Consider the following 18,429-nt stretch of genomic DNA (forward strand, 5'->3'; position numbering starts at 1 on the left):
CCCCGGCGCATGCACTGCGCCGCTCCAGTCTTGGTATCACACAGTCATACAGGATCATAGCCCATCCCAAATGTGGTGCGCGCCGAGAATAGGGTGTTTGAAGTTATTGCGACTTCTCCTTCCTGCTCCGAGAACCTGAGACGACTTCCCGATTCAATCGCCGCCACGAGGCTCGGCGTTGGCATGAACAATAGATTTCGAATCGCCTGCTCCAAGAGGAGCCACTCGATTTACACGACTGGCGTGCAGTTTCGACGGCGGTCTTGGCAAACCCAGGGCCGCCGTCCGTGCTATCTCGTCAGTACACGGTGTCAATCGTTGCCATGATGCCTCACACTCCCACGGGTGCACCCGGAAGAAGGGATCGATCATTTCTCGGGCCCGGCGAGGAAGAGCCCGGCATGCCTCCGCGTTCACCGAATCAGCCAGATCGAGGCGTTGACCGAGTTCGGCCCGCCTGGGTTCGTCAGGATGCCAACCAATGAGTTTGTATCGCCCGTTTCGCTCAGGTCGCCAACTGATCCATTATCATCCAGCAATTCCAGTGTGAATGTTCGATTCGAATCCCACTGGGCACCACTGTCGTATGGCGGAGTTGGACCGACGAAGCTCGAGTAGGCAATCCCATCATCGAGGTAGTACCCTTGGCCAATGGATTCGCTGGGTCGCGACTGCAACATGATCTTCACGGAATTGGTGCCCGGAGGCGAGACGACTCCGCGGCCGGACAATGTGAATGAGACGACGCCGACGGGGAATCCCTTCGTTCCTACCGGATAGGGCTCTCGTGCAGCCGAGGTCCGAACGTTCGAGAGAACGGTCCCTGGCGCGGAGACGATCGTCAGATACTCGCCCGCGGAAGCGCCTTCGCGCGCACCGTTGCGGAGCGACACGACGTTCTGTTGTTCAGAATCCGGAATGCCGTCTCCATTGCCATCACCAGAGGGCTGGACGGTTGAGCCGGGTGCCGAAGGCGCAAGGTCCTCAGTCTCCGACTGCACACCGTCACTGTCTCCGTCACCGACCGTTGTCTTGCCGGTGATGGAGTCTCCCAAACGGCTCACGTTGATTCGATACTCCTGAATGTCCAGGAGAGGATCGCCCAGGCTGGATTGCTCCACGCGGAGGATCACACGCGGCGCGCCCATGTAGTAGTCGAGCGTCTGCCAGTAGATGGCTCCTGATGCGGAGTCGACGATCATGCCGGGTGGACCATCCACCAGGGACCAGACAACGGGATTCGTCGGAGAGACAAACGTGTTCACCAATTCTGGAGAATAGGCGTAGAGGTCACCGGGCACAACGTCCGTCGGCGGATCCGAGATAATCTCAAATAGCGAGAGACTCTGGTAGACGTTTGAAACTGTCAGATCCCAGGAGAGTGTGGAGCGGCTGCCGACCAGATCGATGGCGGCGATGATCACTTCGTGCGTCCCCACATCGCTTTCGCTTGTGGACCAGAAGACAATTCCTTCCTGAGAAACGGCAAACCCGGGAGGACCATCGATCAGTTGGAATGAAACAGCACTTCCTTCCGGATCGTAGGCGGTCGCTGTCCAATCAAAGTCCGTTCCCGCAGCAACAACGGTCGTTGGTGAACCCGTAAAGACTGGAGGTTGATTCGCACCAGCAATCACGCCGGTCCTCGCGACATCGTATGCCAGAATTGGAGCAGGAACGAAGTACTCCTCCACGGCCCGGGATCGGGAGCCCTTGCGCTTGGCTCTTTCCGCCTGCAGAAGTTGCTGAACTTCCTCGCTTGGTCCAAGCAGTGTCTTTCCGATTTCCCGCGAACGCACAAGTTCCACGACCTGGTCAGTCGTTGCCATGGGTTCGCGAACGGTCAGCGTTCCTCCGCGTGATTTCGCGTCCAGCATGTCCAGCACGATCTGCCGATCATCGGTTCGAACGCCGCGCAGATGCACGAGGCTGTCTGCAAGATCCTGAATCGCATTCAACCCTTCCGCCCGGGCCGCAGCACTTGTTGTGGCAGTCAGGATCGGAGTCACAGTAACCTGGTATTCCGAATTGGGATCCGTATTCTCAAGGAGCGCGCTTGTGTATTCCTTCGCCACGACCTGATCGAATTTGTACGAACCCGAGCCCGGCTGGTCGGTGTAGCTGAGGTTGTAGAATTCAAGATCCGGATCCTTGACCGCGTACCAACTGACGAAAAGTTGGTCGCCAAAGCTCACGACATCTATGTTCTGTACCGCAATTGGAGCTTCGGAACTTGGGATGTAGATGGGCGTTTCCGCCACAACGGTCACGGGTGCATTGCGGCTGTCATCGATCACGGCGAATGGCCAATACCATCCGGGCGAAAGGGGTGAATTGGCCAGATCAAAGACAGCCATGCCCGATCCGTCGACTTCTGCGATGTCCGCTATCAGGCGAATGCCCTGCGATGCTTCGCGATCGGCACCTGCGAACAGATCGATCCTCGCTTCACCGTCGGGATCGAAAGCACTCCATCGGAACGCCAGGTCGCTGCCATTCACAACGACCTCCTCAAAAGCGAAGGTCGGCTCTGTGTTTCTTGATAGCACCTCGATTGCGTACTGGCCGAGTGTTTCCGGATACAGGATGGTCGCTCTGTAAGTGCCGGTTTCCTCGGCGATCATGAAGTAGGATGCATCTCGCACAGACGGATTCTCAAACCAGACACCAAAGACATCAGGCGATGGAGGATCGGACGGCAGATTCGCCGGCGTGATTGTCTTTCCGGACGGGCTGGTTAGCGTGAACTCAGGATTGCCGGCGGGATCTTCGTAGGTGAGCCGAACAACAGTGCCCTCGAGAGAGGCTGTCGTAGGCAAGTCAATGGCAGTGCCTGCTCCACGCGGGGTCTGACGGAACTTGCCTTCATTCGCGTAGGCTTTGAAGCTCTGATCGAAATCGCGCAAGACACTGACGTAGGACGTAGTCGGGTTTCCATTCTTGTCGCGGTGCAGTTCATCGGATACAGGCACGGGCTGCCAATACGGGACTTCCCAATCTGCGACGCGCGTACCTCGGCTGACATCGAAGCCTACGTTCCCATTGCTGTCGAATGTCACTGTCACATGGGCCGTGTAGACAAGAAGCGGCAAAGATGCTGTCGCCCAGGCTTTGAACTTTGGATTCTTCTCGGGATCGATTTCCAACCCCGCGCCAACACTTCCAAACGTCAGACCACCGAACACGGGAACATCGTCAGGTATCCCGAGGCGAACCTTGGCGGATGCGCGCGCATAACCACCCGGGGCGACAAAACCATCGAACTCACCGGCGATGATGCCGTAGTAGATGACCTTGCCACTAAAGGAGAATCCTTGGGCGTCCGGGGGACCACCCCAGGTGATCTTGGCGGAGGCAGAACCGATCTCGAAGATCACGACGGTCACGGTACCATCGATGCCTAGGCTGATTTCGTTGACGGTGATCCCTGCAGTGGCCGTGACAGCAGCTACGTCGAGAATCGGGATTTCCGGACCAGCCGTCGCCTCAATCTCTCCTCGGAGTGTGACGGGCGGAATCCATGTGATCTGTCTTGGTCCGTCTTTCGTTTCAAGGATCTCCGTTACGCGACTTTGGCTGAGATTGTAAAGGGATCCAGTAATACTCTGCATGAAGGCGCCGGTCGAGCCGATTGGACGGCCCGGCTCAGGGAAGCCAAGTCCGACGGTGAGGCTATCGATGATGCCGCCAAGGATTTCAAATCCCGCGCTGAGCTCAAAGCCCCTCGGAATTCCAAATGTCGTCGAGCCCGTGAAGAATTTCGGCGGACCGCTCTCATAGCCAAAGCAAAGCTCTGCGAGGCTGAAGCCGGTACCGCCGATCGCTCCATCGCCTCCGAGACAGAAGTTGATGGCCTCCAATTCCACCTTCGGTAATCTCGGCGAACGATCCTTGATAGTCACTTCGGCGCCGAATCCGCCAGAGTTGTCTTCAGATACAAGATTCTCGGGGAAAGCCAGTTCACCGCCAATGACCAATCCGTCGGGAGAACCCAGATCCCCAGATGTGTAAATCACGAACTTCAGCCCGGCGATGTCGAAGCCTCCGCCTCCAATCTCAAACCGCGTACCGTCCAAGCGAAGCTTCTTTAAAGGAATCGTGAACCCGTCGAGATTGGAAACGTAGATGGTGTCTGCATACAGACTATCGCCGTAGAAAGCAGCCGATTCGTCTAGGACAAGCTTGATGCCATTGACCGTCAGGTCGCCTTCGCTGGCGAATATGCCGGGATTATCTTCGAGATTAGACGCGATGATGTCACTGATCGCAATCGTGCCATTGCTGACAGTCTGCAACTCCACTTCGTCCAAGGAAATGGTGTTCTGCGCAAAGGACGGCTCCGCGAACGAGCACCTGTAATTGAGGTAATTCGTGAAGCGCGATTCGAAGTAGCCGTCGCCGAAGATGAACTCGCCGGAATTGTCGACTTCTACACCATCGAAGTAGAAGTTCACATTGGTTTCGAAGGTTGTGTTCGGATTAAATGGAACGGGAATGGTGAATGCCGGAGACGCGACATCAAGAGTGTAGCCTCCCCATGCTGGATACGCAACGCCATCGAGCCCGATCGAGAAGCCGTCATAGTCGATTGGAGCGTAGGAATCCTCTGCCGTGTTCCCTTGCAAAACGAGGCTTTCCAGATAAATCGGTGGCGTGGAGCCCTGAACCACCTGACCTGGAATCGAAATCGAACTCGAGGTGATCGTGGCTGACGCAGGAGAGAACCGCGGAGTCTGGTCGGCAGCCAGGCAACCACCCTGGAAGATCAGCGAGGATGATGGATCGAAGTCGAGAATGCCGCTGCCGAGGCGGAGACCAGTGAAACCTAACGCCCCCAGATCCGGCGTTGCGAATAGCCCCGTAGCTGAGAGAAACGATTTGAAATTGCCTCCAATTTCATCCGTCCTGACGCGATAGTTGCACACTCGGAGAGGAATTGTCGAGACGGTCAGTTCAAATGGTGTGTCCGTTCGGGATTCCAAAACGTATCCATCGAATGTCCATGGATTCGTCGCCAACTCCAGCGGATCGTACTCATGATGGAGCACGGATGGAAGAGTCCAGGTCGCATTGCCTGCCAGGGTTTCTGCATTCTCATCGAAGATTAGAGGAGATTCATCAGGGACAAGAAGCCGACCGAGTAGATGGTTCGAGAAGCCGCGGATAAGAATCGTCCCACGCAATTCGTAGACGCCGGGGGTTCCGCTGACTTCGCGGCGACTTCCTCCGGACACATCGACCTGAGTCGCCCCGAGGAGCAGAATCGGCTGAACTCGCTCAACAATCGGTGGCGAGTTTGTCAGCACAGCGATGTTTCCCGCGCTGTCGCGGACATTGTACAATCCACTGACGCCCACTTGAATCGTTCCGGCACCATCGAGACCAGAGACCACATAGGAACGGAATCCATCGAAGGCTCCGCTTTGGAAAGACAACTCTCCGCCTCGGTTAACATAGAAGTTGCTATCCGTCAACCCGACCAGTTGCTCTGTGGTCTCGAACGATGCGCGATAAGTATCGGCCGTCATCGGATCCGGTCCGTTGTAGGGCGAGAAGGTTATCGAGGGTGGAGAATTATCGATTGTTATGTCTGTCTGGAAGTAGGTGGAGTGTGGAAGCGCATTGTTCGGGTTCCCGAGAGCGTCCTGGAACGCTCCCTGGTCGACCTGCATACGTATTTCCCCGTCTCCTGCAATGCCGCTGGCGAGCACTCGATATGCACTGGTCCCGAAGATCGCTGAGACCGAGACTGTGTTGATGCTGACACCGGTATCCAGTTCGAAACGCACTTTGCTCGCATCGGCGATCACAGTTGGTTCGTTGAGCAGGACTTCGAACGAAGTCTGATCGGCGTTCGTCGGATCTGCTGCTGTTGTCGTGACCTCCATGATGGAGGGGTTAATCGTATCGAGGGTTATTTGGGGACTCGTGCTGTCGATGTTCCCGTTTCCTGCTCGATCATGAACCCTGGAGCCGGCGATGCGAATCGCCACGGAAGATCCGATGCCGCGACCGGTGTCGGAAATCGGAATAGTCGCGCGATACACACTTTGACTGAATGAGGCAAGCGACGCAGGACCGGTAGAGACGCCGAAGGCGATGATGATCAGATCGCTTGTATCGAAATCGGTCACGTCTTCGCCGAAATCAATGTCGAAGACAGCATCTTGATCCGCGCTGATCAGATCTGGTCCATGGATAGTGAATTCAGGAGTCGGACGAGTTGCATCGATTTCCCAGGTCGCGAAGACCTCCGCTGTCAGCAGCGGCTGCCAGTTGTAGTAACGGGATCCGAGCGAGTTCACGATCGAATCCGTGTTCGTCAGCATGAGCTGGTATTGGCCATCTTCCAGGGGAATACCGCCGCCCGGTGCGAAGTACCACGTCGTTCCACTCGAATCGCCGCCTGCGCGCACCAATTGACTCTCCGCAAAGGTCGTAGGGACTGCTACACCATCTCTGAGGACTTCGAGGTTTGAGATCGAGACGTCCACAACAGGCCTCCAGAATCTGAAGGTCATGTCGAAGGGATGCGCCTGTCGGAGCCCGAAATCAGCATCGCCAATGTACCCATCGTTCGGATTGAATCGAGAGGGAGGAATACGATCCACGTGAATTGGATCGCTGATGAACTCCGGCACTCGATGGTAGACAATATCGCGAACATCGTATTGCGAAAGCTTCAAACTGATATCGCCATCCGTGGTGAAGAGCTGACCCCCGAGGCCGGATAGGTTGTTGAGATCATAGCGAATGACTTGCGGAGAGAGTTGCTCCAGTCCAACGGTCTCGGGAAAGACGTAATTCGGATTCTGAGTGGATTCGGAGCTTCCGCCTGAAGGAATTACCGGTTCGCTGAATGTGACCGTGAACGAAATCGACTCTGCATTCGTCGGCGATGAGACGTTTGGAACGCAAGAGAGCACGAACGGTGCTGTCTGATCGATGTACATGGTTGCCGAAGGGCTCTCCAGATTCGTGAGCCCAGTTGCATCCGTGGCAGCGCCTTCCTTGATTTTGAACTGGAAGAGATCGTAGTCAGGTAGCCGCCAACCGCTTCCACCCACGCCGGTGAAGCGAAGCAGATAGCGACTTCCATCGAAATTCGTAAACGACACGTTCGAGTAGTATGCGCCGTCCCCCTCCCAAATGAAGTCCGACGAGCTGTCGAAACCACTGACTTCCTCGCTGAACTGAACGTAGAAATCCAATGTTGTCGACACGAGCGGTCCAGTCGTCGCGATAGAAGATTCAACGGTGACGACAGGACGAATGTTGTCCAAATCCCAACCGAGCCACTCCCGGTCGGAATATCCGGTTGCGATCGGATTCCCTGCTGGGTCGCGAATGGTTCTGTTCGACAACCGAAAGTCATATCTCCCCTGCATGTCGATGCCATCGAAAAAGTTCACGAGCTGATAGCGGCCGGGGGAAGGGACAAGGACCTCGCCATTGGGCGAGATGAATTCCTCTACCCCATTGATCAGTAGGGTGAAGTCCTGCGGTGTGATATCCTCGACGACTTGTTCGGAGAGCCGCATCGTTATCGTCGTGGGATTCGTCGTGATGGAAGGTCGCGTTCCGGGAAGAGCGCCAGGCAACGGATCGAAGGCGAACTTCGGCGGGTCGGAATCGATCGTGAAGAACCGGTGGATTGGATTCTGACCATACAAGGCATTCCCGACTTCATCCGTGGCCCCCGCCGATCTGACGCCGAGGTGAAACCACCCATTGCAATCGTAGCAGTAGTCCGGCCAGTTACACGCACCGCCGCAATATTCGCCGACACCTTCCAATGTCAGCAGATAGAGCGTGGAACGAAGTTGAGTCACACTCATACTGCTGTAGGTCGAGTACTCTGCATTGAGGATGATGTCATCCTTGCCGAATCCGATTACAGGTTCGGAAAGCTCGATAAAGACGGAAGCCGTGGGACCACTGATAAGGGTGGCCCCGGTAGCCGATCGCATACTCAAGACAGTCGGCGCCGTCTGATCCAGTTCGCCGAGCACCGTGAGAGGATACTCGACAAGCGGATTGAATGCACGATCCGTCACATTCCCGCCTGGGACGCCAATTGAGATCGTTCCATTGCCGGACACGGATCGGACAGCAATATACCCGGTGTCGCCTTGAGCCGGATCGTCCAGCCCGACAGATACATTGGAATACGATACGCCGTCGCCAACGACGTTGACCCAGGAGGGGGTATCGAATCGATGGATGGGTTCGCTGAATTGGACATTGAAGCGCAACGTCGAGTCGTTTGTCGGCGAACCGCCGGCGAGTTCGATGGAATCAATCGTCGGTGCTGTCGAATCTATCGTCAGCACAACGGACGAGACGATATCGCTGTTCGTGAGTCCGACCTGGTCAATCAATGTACCTGCCGGAACACGGAAACCAAGTGTACCATCGCCGACCACATTTGTTAGTGACACCTGATAGGAGGCTGTCGGGGGCGTCTCGGGGATGCTCGTCACAACGATAGAATCGTAGGTGGAGTCTGTCAGAATCTCCAGATCGGCTGCTGAGTTCAATCCCGTGACGGGTTCACTGATCGTGAAATAGAAATCCACATTCGGACCAGATGCGAACTCCTGGCTTGAGGTGCTCGCCAGATAGGGAGCCGTGTTATCGACGACAACCGGCGGGTTGGAGAGAGCATAGTTAGAGTTCCCAGCCGGATCGCTTGCGTAGACCTGGATTTGCGCGCTGCCGTCGCCAGTGACACCCAAAAGCGAGACAAGGCTGAGGGTGGGCGAGGTCTCAGTGACGTCGACACTGCTGTACGACAAACTGCCGCCCGATGTATAAACGGCGAGGTTCGTGTTCAGCACAAATGGAGCGACGGATTCGGAAGTCTGAACGGAGAAGTCGATTTGCGGTCCCCTCGTAGGAAAGGGAGTGTCGATGGTGATGTCGACGCTTGGGGCAATCGAATCCACGGTCCATGAGCCACTTGAGGATCCAGCGTTGCCGTTGCCCTGATCATCGGCGACGGTTCCGGGAAGAAGAATCACCTCGTAATCGCCATCTCCGACATCGCTTTCCTGGAAAATCGAAGCGATCGTCCACGTTCTTCGATCCACGGAGGCAGTAATCGCGCTCTCGGCGCCGGACGAGACAATCGGCGTTTCGGAACCGTCGTGCTTCAACCGCAGCGATGCCAGTACGAGTCCGGAGACGGACTCATCAAAGCGGAGAATCACTGAATAGGGCATCGCATTTCTGGGAGAACTGACAGAGTCAAACGCGCCCTCAGGGCCGACGTTGTCGAATGTGAGGTCGCCAGTTTCATAGACACCATCTTCTGTCGACGTGCCACCCAGAGGAGCATTGGCACTCAGGGACAAGATGGAATTATCATCTGTGAGACGGACACGGAAGCTTCCAGCCGAAGAAGGGGGAAGTCCGATATGGACAACGTAGTCCGTTGCGGAATTCGTGGTAACTCCGGTCGCTGTTGGGGTCGAATTCCCATCGAGTCGCAACACCGTGAAGTCCGTGAGGTCCACACCCGACACGCCTTCATTGAATGTGAAAGTGACGTCCATGGAAGCGCCCGAGAAGGGTGAGGCGCCCACAGGAACGGCGGACTCGGCGACCGGATATTGCGTCTGAATCAAACCATATACAGGCTTCTCGTCGTGGAAGCCTGGAGAGAAGCTGCTCACGGTTTCGCTTCCGGAAGAATCATCCGCGTAATTGCCGTCGCCGCCGCACCCGTTTGCAAACAGGGTTGCAGATGGATCGATGAAAATGGCTCCACCCTTGCCCTGACCGTCGGCGGTGTATCGCAGGCCGTTTGATCGCCCAGCGCCTCCGGTGCCTCCTCGTCGGGCGGAGTTCGCAAAGAAGTGGCAGTCTTTCAGTGTAACGACGCTGTTGCGCACGAAGAGGGCGCCGCCCAGGCCCCCTCCCCCACCGCCGATTCCATAGTTGCTCGTTCCTCCCCAGCTTCCACCGACTCCAGACCCGACTGCACCGCCACCGCCACCGCCACCAAATCCACCCGCGCCGCCTGTTCCGGAAATCGATCCGCCGCCGCCACCACCAAAGCCACCGTCCGCTCCGTGGCAGTCTGCTGTCGCTCCTCCGCCGCCTGATCCAAAAGAACCGGATTCGGGAGGACAACCGGCGAGGCCACCGTTGATTCCACGTGTCGGATAAGGGTCTGTATCAAAGCGGCTGTCGCCACCGTTGCCTACTTCCGATCGGGTTGGAGAACCGCCGTCTCCGACAGTTCCACCACCGCCACCGGCACCGGGAATGCCACCGCCCTCAAGGAATCCTCCCTGTCCGCCCTGAGCGATATTCCCACGGAAGGATAGATTCTCCAAGATCAGTTCGCCCGAGAGAGCGTCGACATAGATTCCGCCGCCGAGGCCAGCGCCGCCGCCGCCGCTGCCCATCTGGGCACTTCCGCCATTCCCTCCTCGTGCAAACCCGTCGGCGATGGAGAGATTCCGAACAGCAGACGCACCACCACCGACAAACGTGAACACCGGAAACTGGTAATTCCCGGATACCGTCAGGCCGAGACTGCCGCCATCGATCTCAATCCCCCAAGTGATCTCTGGAAGAGCCGATTGGAGAATAATGCTCCCACCAGAAGGCAGTGCTCCGTCGAATTGGATCTTGTCTCCATCGCCGGATGCATTCAGTGCATCGCGCAGAGAAACGCCGCCTGTTGTCAGACCGTCATCTTCGTCAACCAGCGTATCTACGACAAAAATCTCCGCCGCGAACGCGGCGGAGCAGAGAGACAAGCACATGACTACGAAAAGGAACTGAAGGACCGTCCAAAGACATCTGGGCCCGGTGCCCCCTCGGGAAACCGTTCGTCGACCAGTCATGTTGGAGCCCTCGAATCTTATCGAATGGAGTTCGAAACCACGCGCCGCTGCGAAGCAGAGGGCCCCAGTTGTGTGATTGAGTGCTCACCTGGTGCATTAGGGGATGCGATATCTGCGATAGAGCATGAAGTGGGCCCAGAGAGATTCAGCAGGTGTTCTGCAATCAGGCTCACCCGATCTCGATCCGTCGTATTCGGTCCTATTTGAGTATTGAATTCAATGTCTCTGCCTCTGTCCTCGCCAGAGGGTCAGGAGTTGCAAGAACCTGCAAGTCCACCACGTCTCAGCGTGGTGCCAGCATGTCCGGGTGTGCTGCGGGTCGCTGAAACCACAATGCTCTGGCGATAGACTCAATAATACCAATGGCGAAGAACTCGCCCATTAACCCGCAGGTTCGTGATTCGAGTCCACGTGGGGAGGCAATTTTTAACGACAATACGAACCAGCCTCTTCGCAAGCTGGTTCTTTCTCTTGCAGGCTCGCCGGCGTCCAGTAGGGAGAGCCGGCTCCCCAATGCCTCACTGCCGAAGTTGCATGGAGAAGTGTCGACCCGGCCTGCAGCCCCCCAGAACGGTACCAGGGGGGTGCGAGGGCGGTCGCAGAAGTCCCCACCCGGCCGTGAGGACGAAGGGGCAATTTCAATGTCTGGAGGCACCGACAGCTCCAGGGCCTACGGTGCCAGGAGATCGCCTACGTCGAACGCACCGTCGCCGTTGACATCAATCGGTTCCGTTGACTCTTCCGAGCCCACCAGGCGTGTCAGAATCGCGGCCCAGAGCTCCGGAACGTCGCCAACCGGGTTATCCACCTGGTTAGTGACGATGGGGTCTTCGAAGTCGAAGATGATGGTCGCGACGTTGGAGATCGTGACGGTGAGATCCTCCGCCAGGTCTGGTTTCGGCTTCATGGCAAAGACAAGGAAGCCTTCGCCGCGGTGGGTCTCATCATTGGGGGGCAGGAAGCCTGCCTCGGGATCCAGAGGGGGTTCCTCGGTTATGGGATCGAGCGTGCGGAACGTGAACGACACGCGCCCCGTTGTCTCATCGATGCTGCCGTTGATGTTGAGGAGCCAGTCGGCGCCCACTTCGGCGCGGTAGTCGGCGATCGTGATGTACTCATCGATGGCAGCGGGAGCGTCCTCGAAGGCCATCTGCTCGGAACCCCAGCCAAGGCTGCGAATCTCAAAGGTTGTCCAGTCGAGGCTCTCGGAGACGTCATCGATCACGAAGACATCCTGTGCCGGCGCTGCCGCCTCGGCCTTGTTCTCGAAGAGGATGGTGTAGATGACTTCGTCGCCTCGATCCACAACATGGGAGACGCCCCAGCCGAGCGGGCTGTGTTTCTCGTTGGGATCCTTTGAGACGAATTCATTCAGTGAGTAATTGTCACGTTCATTGAGAGGTTGAGGCGGTTTCCTGGGCCGCGGCTTCTTGTATGAGGGCTTGCAGTTGTCACCGCAGCACGAGCTGTCGGGTCTTGGGATTGCCCTATTGAAGCGCATGATGTCGGCGCGGGTTGTGGCTCGCGCCACGTTCTCTGTGTTTTGAACGTCTGACGTGAGGGATGCCGGGATGAAGGCGGCGCTGGTCCAGACGCCATTCGAGCCCGCGGTAGCATAGCGCAGTCGCGTGTCGGCCGTTGTCTCCAGATCGGCGTCTTCGTCCTCGGACCAGACGAGCAGCGCGGTGGACCCGAGGCTGGCAATGGCGGGGGCGTTGCACCAGCCCGAGCTGCTGACAATGGCGGGAGCCGTCCAGCGCGCTCCGTCCCAGGACGAGGAAAGAACCCGGGCCTCCGTATCCGAAAGAGTCTGGACCCAGGTCACGAGGATCCGACTACCGAGCCTGAGGACGCACGGTTGGTCGTTGCGCCCCCCTGGGCTGGCGATGGGGGACGGGTCCTCCCACGCCCCCGCGACACGGCGTGCGAACACGATGTCGCACGCCTGGACGGCAGCATCGACCTCACTGACCGAGGAGCCCGACGTCAAGCCCGCCGCGGAGCCTTGCGACCAGACGGCGAACAGGTCGTCATTGGGGTCCAGCGTGGCGGCACAGTCGCGGTTGAAGTGCCGCTGCGCCTGCACCGCTTCGGGAGCGCTCCAGCCCGTCCCGTCATCGACCGAGAAGACAACTTGGTTACCGAGACCGTTGTTGTAGTCTCCCGTGTCCTTGGTCCAGACAAGGTACACCTCGTTGGCCGAGGCGTTGCGAACGACGGCCGGTGCACCATCGTCGTAGAGATCAGATGGCACCGTGGAGAGCACCGGCGAGCCTTCGTAAACGCCCCCCGTGCCCGTGAGCGGGCTGACGATCACTTCCATGGACTCGCTGACGAGAATGTCCCCGTCAATGCTGGTCCGTGAGATGTGAATCGTGTCGTTGGTAATCCAGCGTTCATCGCCGAGGCGGACTTCACCGCGGCGGCACGCCTCGCCCCACTGCTTGCTAATTTTGCGCTTGAGGAAGCCAGCGCCGATGGATGCTTCGCCTGAGAGTGTGATACACGCCCCGTCCACTTTGAAGCCCTCGTTGGGGTTCCACTGGTACGACCCGGTGATATTGAGGTCGCCCTGCCCCTTGCTGAATCCGAGGTGATCTTCGATAACAACACGGCCGCCGCCGACACAGTCGATTCCGACGAAACCGGAGTCGGGCCATCCCATGAAATCGCGTTGCCAGCCGAGGCTTCCCTTCACCTGCAATGCAACGGGAAGCGAGAACTTCGCGGTGCCCACGGGAATCCCAGCCACAATAACAGGGACGGGACGGGCGAAATTGGCCTCAAGCCCGCCTGACGCGTTCAGGCGCATCGTCCAGGGCATGTATCGGCAGGGCTTGCAGGAGAGGCGGTAGGAGGATTGCATTTGTCCAGCCACAGTCCCGGTCAGCGAGTCGCCGAGCGTGATCGACAGGTTGGCTCCTCCAGACTTCTTGTATTCGCCACAGGAGACCGTGTCCTCACAGAGCTCCCACCCGACTTCGGCTTCGTAGCTCTTGCCAAAGACCTCCTGGAGTTTATTGGGGATCTCGATCTTTGTCGCGAAGTTGAAGCTATCGCAGACAGCGAGGGAGCGGTCTGCTTTCGGTACCGGCGGGACGTACCACGCGCCTGCGGTGGCAGGATCCAGCGTGGTCAGGTACAGGTCGGTATCATCGGCCGCCCCGTTGGCCCGCTGCATCCAGATCACCATCCAGGAGCCGTCCTGCGCTCGCACGATCTGCGGCGAGAGGTCGTCATTGGCGTCAGAAGTCAAGGCCACGGGGATGGTCCATTCGAACGCGCTACCCGTATACTTGCCGGCGGACCAGGCCAGCGTATTAACTTGGTTGGCATCCATGATTTCCCATGCGGCGAGCAATCCCGGTTCCCCGGCACCGAACAGGTCGGGGTCATAGACCACGTCGGGGTTGGCGCCTGTCTCGGCCGCGATGGCCGTCGAACCCTGCCATGCGTTGTCGGTCCAGGCCAGCGACCAGAGCTCTCCACTGTTTTCCCAAGTCATGTAGACGGAGCCGCCGGCCCCTGAAACGAGGGACGGGGAATGGCCGAGAAGCACGCCGTCTGGTCCGATGGGGTTGGGGTTGTCTTCGTAGATGGGGATGTCGAGCCCGAGCACATCCTGCTGAGAGGCAACGGTGACGATCCACTTCTGGTCGAGGAAGTACTCGTTCACAAAGATTTCGTACGTGCCGTCTGCAATGTTGGCGAAGTAGAAGTCGCCGGAGTTGTTTGTCCGAACGGTGCGAGGGTTTGTATCGGGTGCGGCAATGTCATAGAGTTTGACGGCAGCGGTCGGTTGGGGTCGGCCCCACGGCAAGAGGGTGAGGCGACCTGACACGGCGGCGTGAGCGGCTCCTGCTGCTTCATGGACCAGAAGGTCGACGAGGTGGCTGACGGACCAGCCCGGGTTCGTCGAAGCGGATCCCATGAGGACAAGGCGTTCCGCCGCTCCGGCAAGGGCGTTGAGGTGTTCTACGGTGGTGCCGCCCAAGGCGGCTTTGATGGCCGGCCAGGAGGAATCCCAGGTGGCGGTATCGATGTCGGCGGGCCGCAGCGTGTCCTTCTGGGAATCCCAGTCGATGACCGTGTCATCCGGCGCCTTCTCTTCCAGGTTGAATGTGAAAGCTCCCATCTCACTGCTGACGGTGTAGTAGACTACGACGTGTCCCTGGAAGCCCGGTGGCAGCTTTCCAGGAGAAGACGGGGGACCCAGTGTGAAGATCTGGAGGCTCTCCGGATCCCCTTCATCTTCGAGGGAGGCGCGCGCCATGATCTGATCCGGGAAGTTCAGGACCAGAAGCCGGCTCGGCACATCAGCGTCCCCCCTGTTCCCGTAGTAGACGTCGAGCATCTGGACGCGGAAGGGACGATAGACGCCGATGTCGAAGCGGCGATTGAACGAAGCCCAGAACTCGCCGCCTTGTCCTGCTTCCACTTCGAAACTATCCTGGAGAACCAGTTCATCGGTGTCTGGCCAAACTGCCGCGACATCCGTCATGCCAACGGGCAATCCGCTCAGGTCCATCGGCACAACCAGTTCTGTTGGTGTGACATCGGACGGTGTGAAGGTCCGGAGTGATCCTCCGGCGGGAGAGCGGAGTTCCACGGTCATGCCGGACTCGAAGCCAGCTCCATCGAGGCGTTGTGTGAACAGCCCGCCGTTGCCTGCCGAGGCGGTTTCCATGCCGGTGAACGCACGCCAGGTGGAACGGATCTCGAACTCATAAGACCCGGCCTCGCCGGCGGGGTCGTTGTACGTGACAGCGAAGTAGTAGATGCCGGGTCCGGGAGAAGGGATTAGAATCTCGTGCCCGCCGTTGCGGGCGGTTCCGGTCCGGTCGTAGAGCCCGGCAGTCGGGAGTTCCCCGTCGCGTTCCGTCAACTTCCACGTTCCGGCGCCTCCCGTGGGGTTCAGGCGGGCCAGCACGTTCGGTGCTTCGTCGCCGTTGAAGACAAGGGCGTAGATCCGGGTTCCCGAGACGGTTCCGGTCGTGGGCTGGTCCAGCGAGATGGGCATCTGGTCACTCGATCCGGCCAGGTCCGGCGATGTGGCCCACGGGACGAACGTGATATTGTCGCTGACCGGGTCGCCGAGCCCGCCCGGGTTGAGCGTGGCGTGGTATGGCCCCGTCGGATCGCCCCACCAGTGGTTCCGTGCGATGACCTTGCCGGGCACCTCCGCGCCAACCGCGCGCGCGGTGTTCTCGACACCGAACGTGCCGTTACCGGAAATCCGGTTGGCGACCAGCACGGGCGGTGGAACGGTGCTTGTCCCAAGAGCGTACCACGTGCTGATGCCCGCCCCGGCGTTGTTGGTAATGTCGCAGCCCGTGATCACGCGGGGGCCAATCGTGTAGATGCCATCCTGACCGTTGCCGGAAATCAGACATTCCTCCAGGACGACGGTGTGCTCGTAACCGCCGAGTTCGAGTCCGTAGTTGGCGTTGTTCGTGAAGGAGCAGCGCGTGAACCTCGCGTCCGCGTTGCTTACGCCGACTCCCTTGCCATCCTGGTTGCCGTTGAATGTGCAGTCGCGAGCTGTAAGGGACCCTCCGGCGGCAACACTGACAGCCGCATCATAATTGCCACCGTCAAACGTGCAGTGCTCCATGTCGACGCGACCGAGGAACCCGCCGGAGCCATTAACGGTCAGGTAGAGGGCCTGGCCCGGAGTTCCCCGCGAATCCGTGAAGCGAATGGGGTTGTCCGCCGTGCCCCGGAGTCGCAACAGGGCTTCCCCGCCGGTGCTGGACCCCTGGACCGTGATCCCCGTGCCCTGCCCGCTCTCGAAGTGCACTCCTGCCTCGATGTTGGCCGTCAGGCCCCTCGACACGTAACCCCACATGATAACGATCGGATATCCCGGATCCGGGATCGTGACTTCCGTCCCGGGCGGGAAGTTTGGCGAGTATCCCCCGTCCAGCATGATCTTGTCGGGGTTGTTTCCCGTCAACACCAGCCCGTCCATGAGGGGGAGATCCGAGAAGAAATACGGGGCGTGAATGGGGTAGTCCCCGCAGTTGGCAAACGTCGTGTTAAGAAGCAGGGGGCGGGCATACGCGTAGCTGCTGTCCGGCGCGTAGTAGAACCCCCCGTCCGGGCAGTCGGAGATCACCGTGTTGCGAAGTTCCGCGTCCTGGGTCTGGCACTGGATGCCCTTGGAATACTCGAGCCGGCAGTGGTCAAGGCGCACCGTCGACCCGCCGCTGAACTGGATGATCGGCCAGTCCCCGGCAGCTGGGCTTTCCTGGCCGGACGTGAAGACGACCGGGTCCGACGCTGTTCCCTCCACGATCAGGGCGCCGCCGGTCGGGACCTGGAGGCCAAGGCCTCCGGTCGGCGTGAATTGGATCTGCGCCCCGTCCTCGACGCGCACAGTTGTACCGGCGGCGGCCCGCAGTTGGTGCATCCGCCAAGGAACGGCGCCGGAGATTGTAACGTCGCGCGGGGCGTCCCAGCCCGGGTAGACCCTCACGCCGTCGAAGCCGTTACCCGTCAGCGTGGCATCGCCGATCACCGGGGTGTCACCGAGATTCGTGACGTTGATGGCGGCGTCGCCACATCCGTGGATGTTCAGTCCCTCGAACCGGGGCATCGACGCATTCTGCTGGGCGCGGATCTCAATGCCGTAGCGCGGGCAGTCCATGATCTCGACGTTCTGGAGTTCGACGTCGATGGCCTGAGTGCTGTTGCCGTCGGTGATGACGAATCCGTCTTGGACGCCATGGCGCAGCAGGCAGTCTTCCAAGACGACGTCAGGCGAAGCCACGGTAACAATGCCACCATTGCGGTAGTCCACTGCAGAGCTCTGATTGTTCGCATTACCGTACTCCACAATCGTGTGGACCAGTTCAGCCGCTCCGCCAGGGGCCACGTAGACCCCTTGCCAGCCGCCCGAGGTCGGCGTGTCAGAATCGTGCGTAAACAGAACCGGGAGATCCAAGGTCCCTTGCGTGACGAGATTGCCGCCACTGCTGACGCGGATCACTCCGCCATCTGCCACCCGGACCTCGACGCCCGGCTCGATGGACAGCGTTGCGCCCCCGGCTACCGTAACCGTGGTCGCCATGACAATCGTGCCGGTCGTGTACCACGTCGTATCCTCCGTGATGACCTCCGCTGAGAGAGGAGCCATCGTGGTCAGGAGCAGCAGTGCCAGCGCCCCTAGGTGGAGTGGCAGCAAGAGAGAGCTGCTCCTCGCGGTATTCTCGCTGCGTCGTTTCTTCTCCATCTCGAGTCCCTTCCTGTATCCTCGTACTTCATGGGTACTTCAGTGTTCGAGGCCGTTGCATGCAAATGACAGCTCCAAACGGTACCAGGGGCGGGGTCGAGAGGGGCAAAAAAGTCGCCACCAGGTTGCTGAGACTTGCTCGATGCTGCGGGGGGTGTCGAGCACTACCTCGCAGTTCCTGGCCTCGCGGAGTGCTTAGCCGTGGGAGATCGAACCCTCGACGGCTTGGACATCAAATTCATTGGTTCTTTCCTCCTCGGGGTGTTTCGCGGCGGCTGCGAATCCGCGAGATTGCCCACGCAAGGATCGGATGGGGCTACGAGCGGGTCCATGTGA

Annotated in this window: 2 protein-coding genes; both read right to left on the reverse strand. The window is 58.9% G+C overall.

Translation table 11 applies throughout. The annotated features are described in order from the left end of the window. Nucleotides 1-413: 413 nt before the first annotated feature. Entirely contained in the window at nucleotides 414-10,859 is a 10,446-nt protein-coding gene (locus tag KQI84_19425; protein MCB2157054.1) for a fibronectin type III domain-containing protein, read from the reverse strand. Nucleotides 10,860-11,529: 670 nt separating this feature from the next. Next, entirely contained in the window at nucleotides 11,530-18,093 is a 6,564-nt protein-coding gene (locus KQI84_19430; protein MCB2157055.1) for a right-handed parallel beta-helix repeat-containing protein, read from the reverse strand. Nucleotides 18,094-18,429: the final 336 nt, after the last annotated feature.

Source organism: bacterium (assembly GCA_020444065.1).
Taxonomy (GTDB): Bacteria; Sumerlaeota; Sumerlaeia; order SLMS01; family JAHLLQ01; genus JAHLLQ01.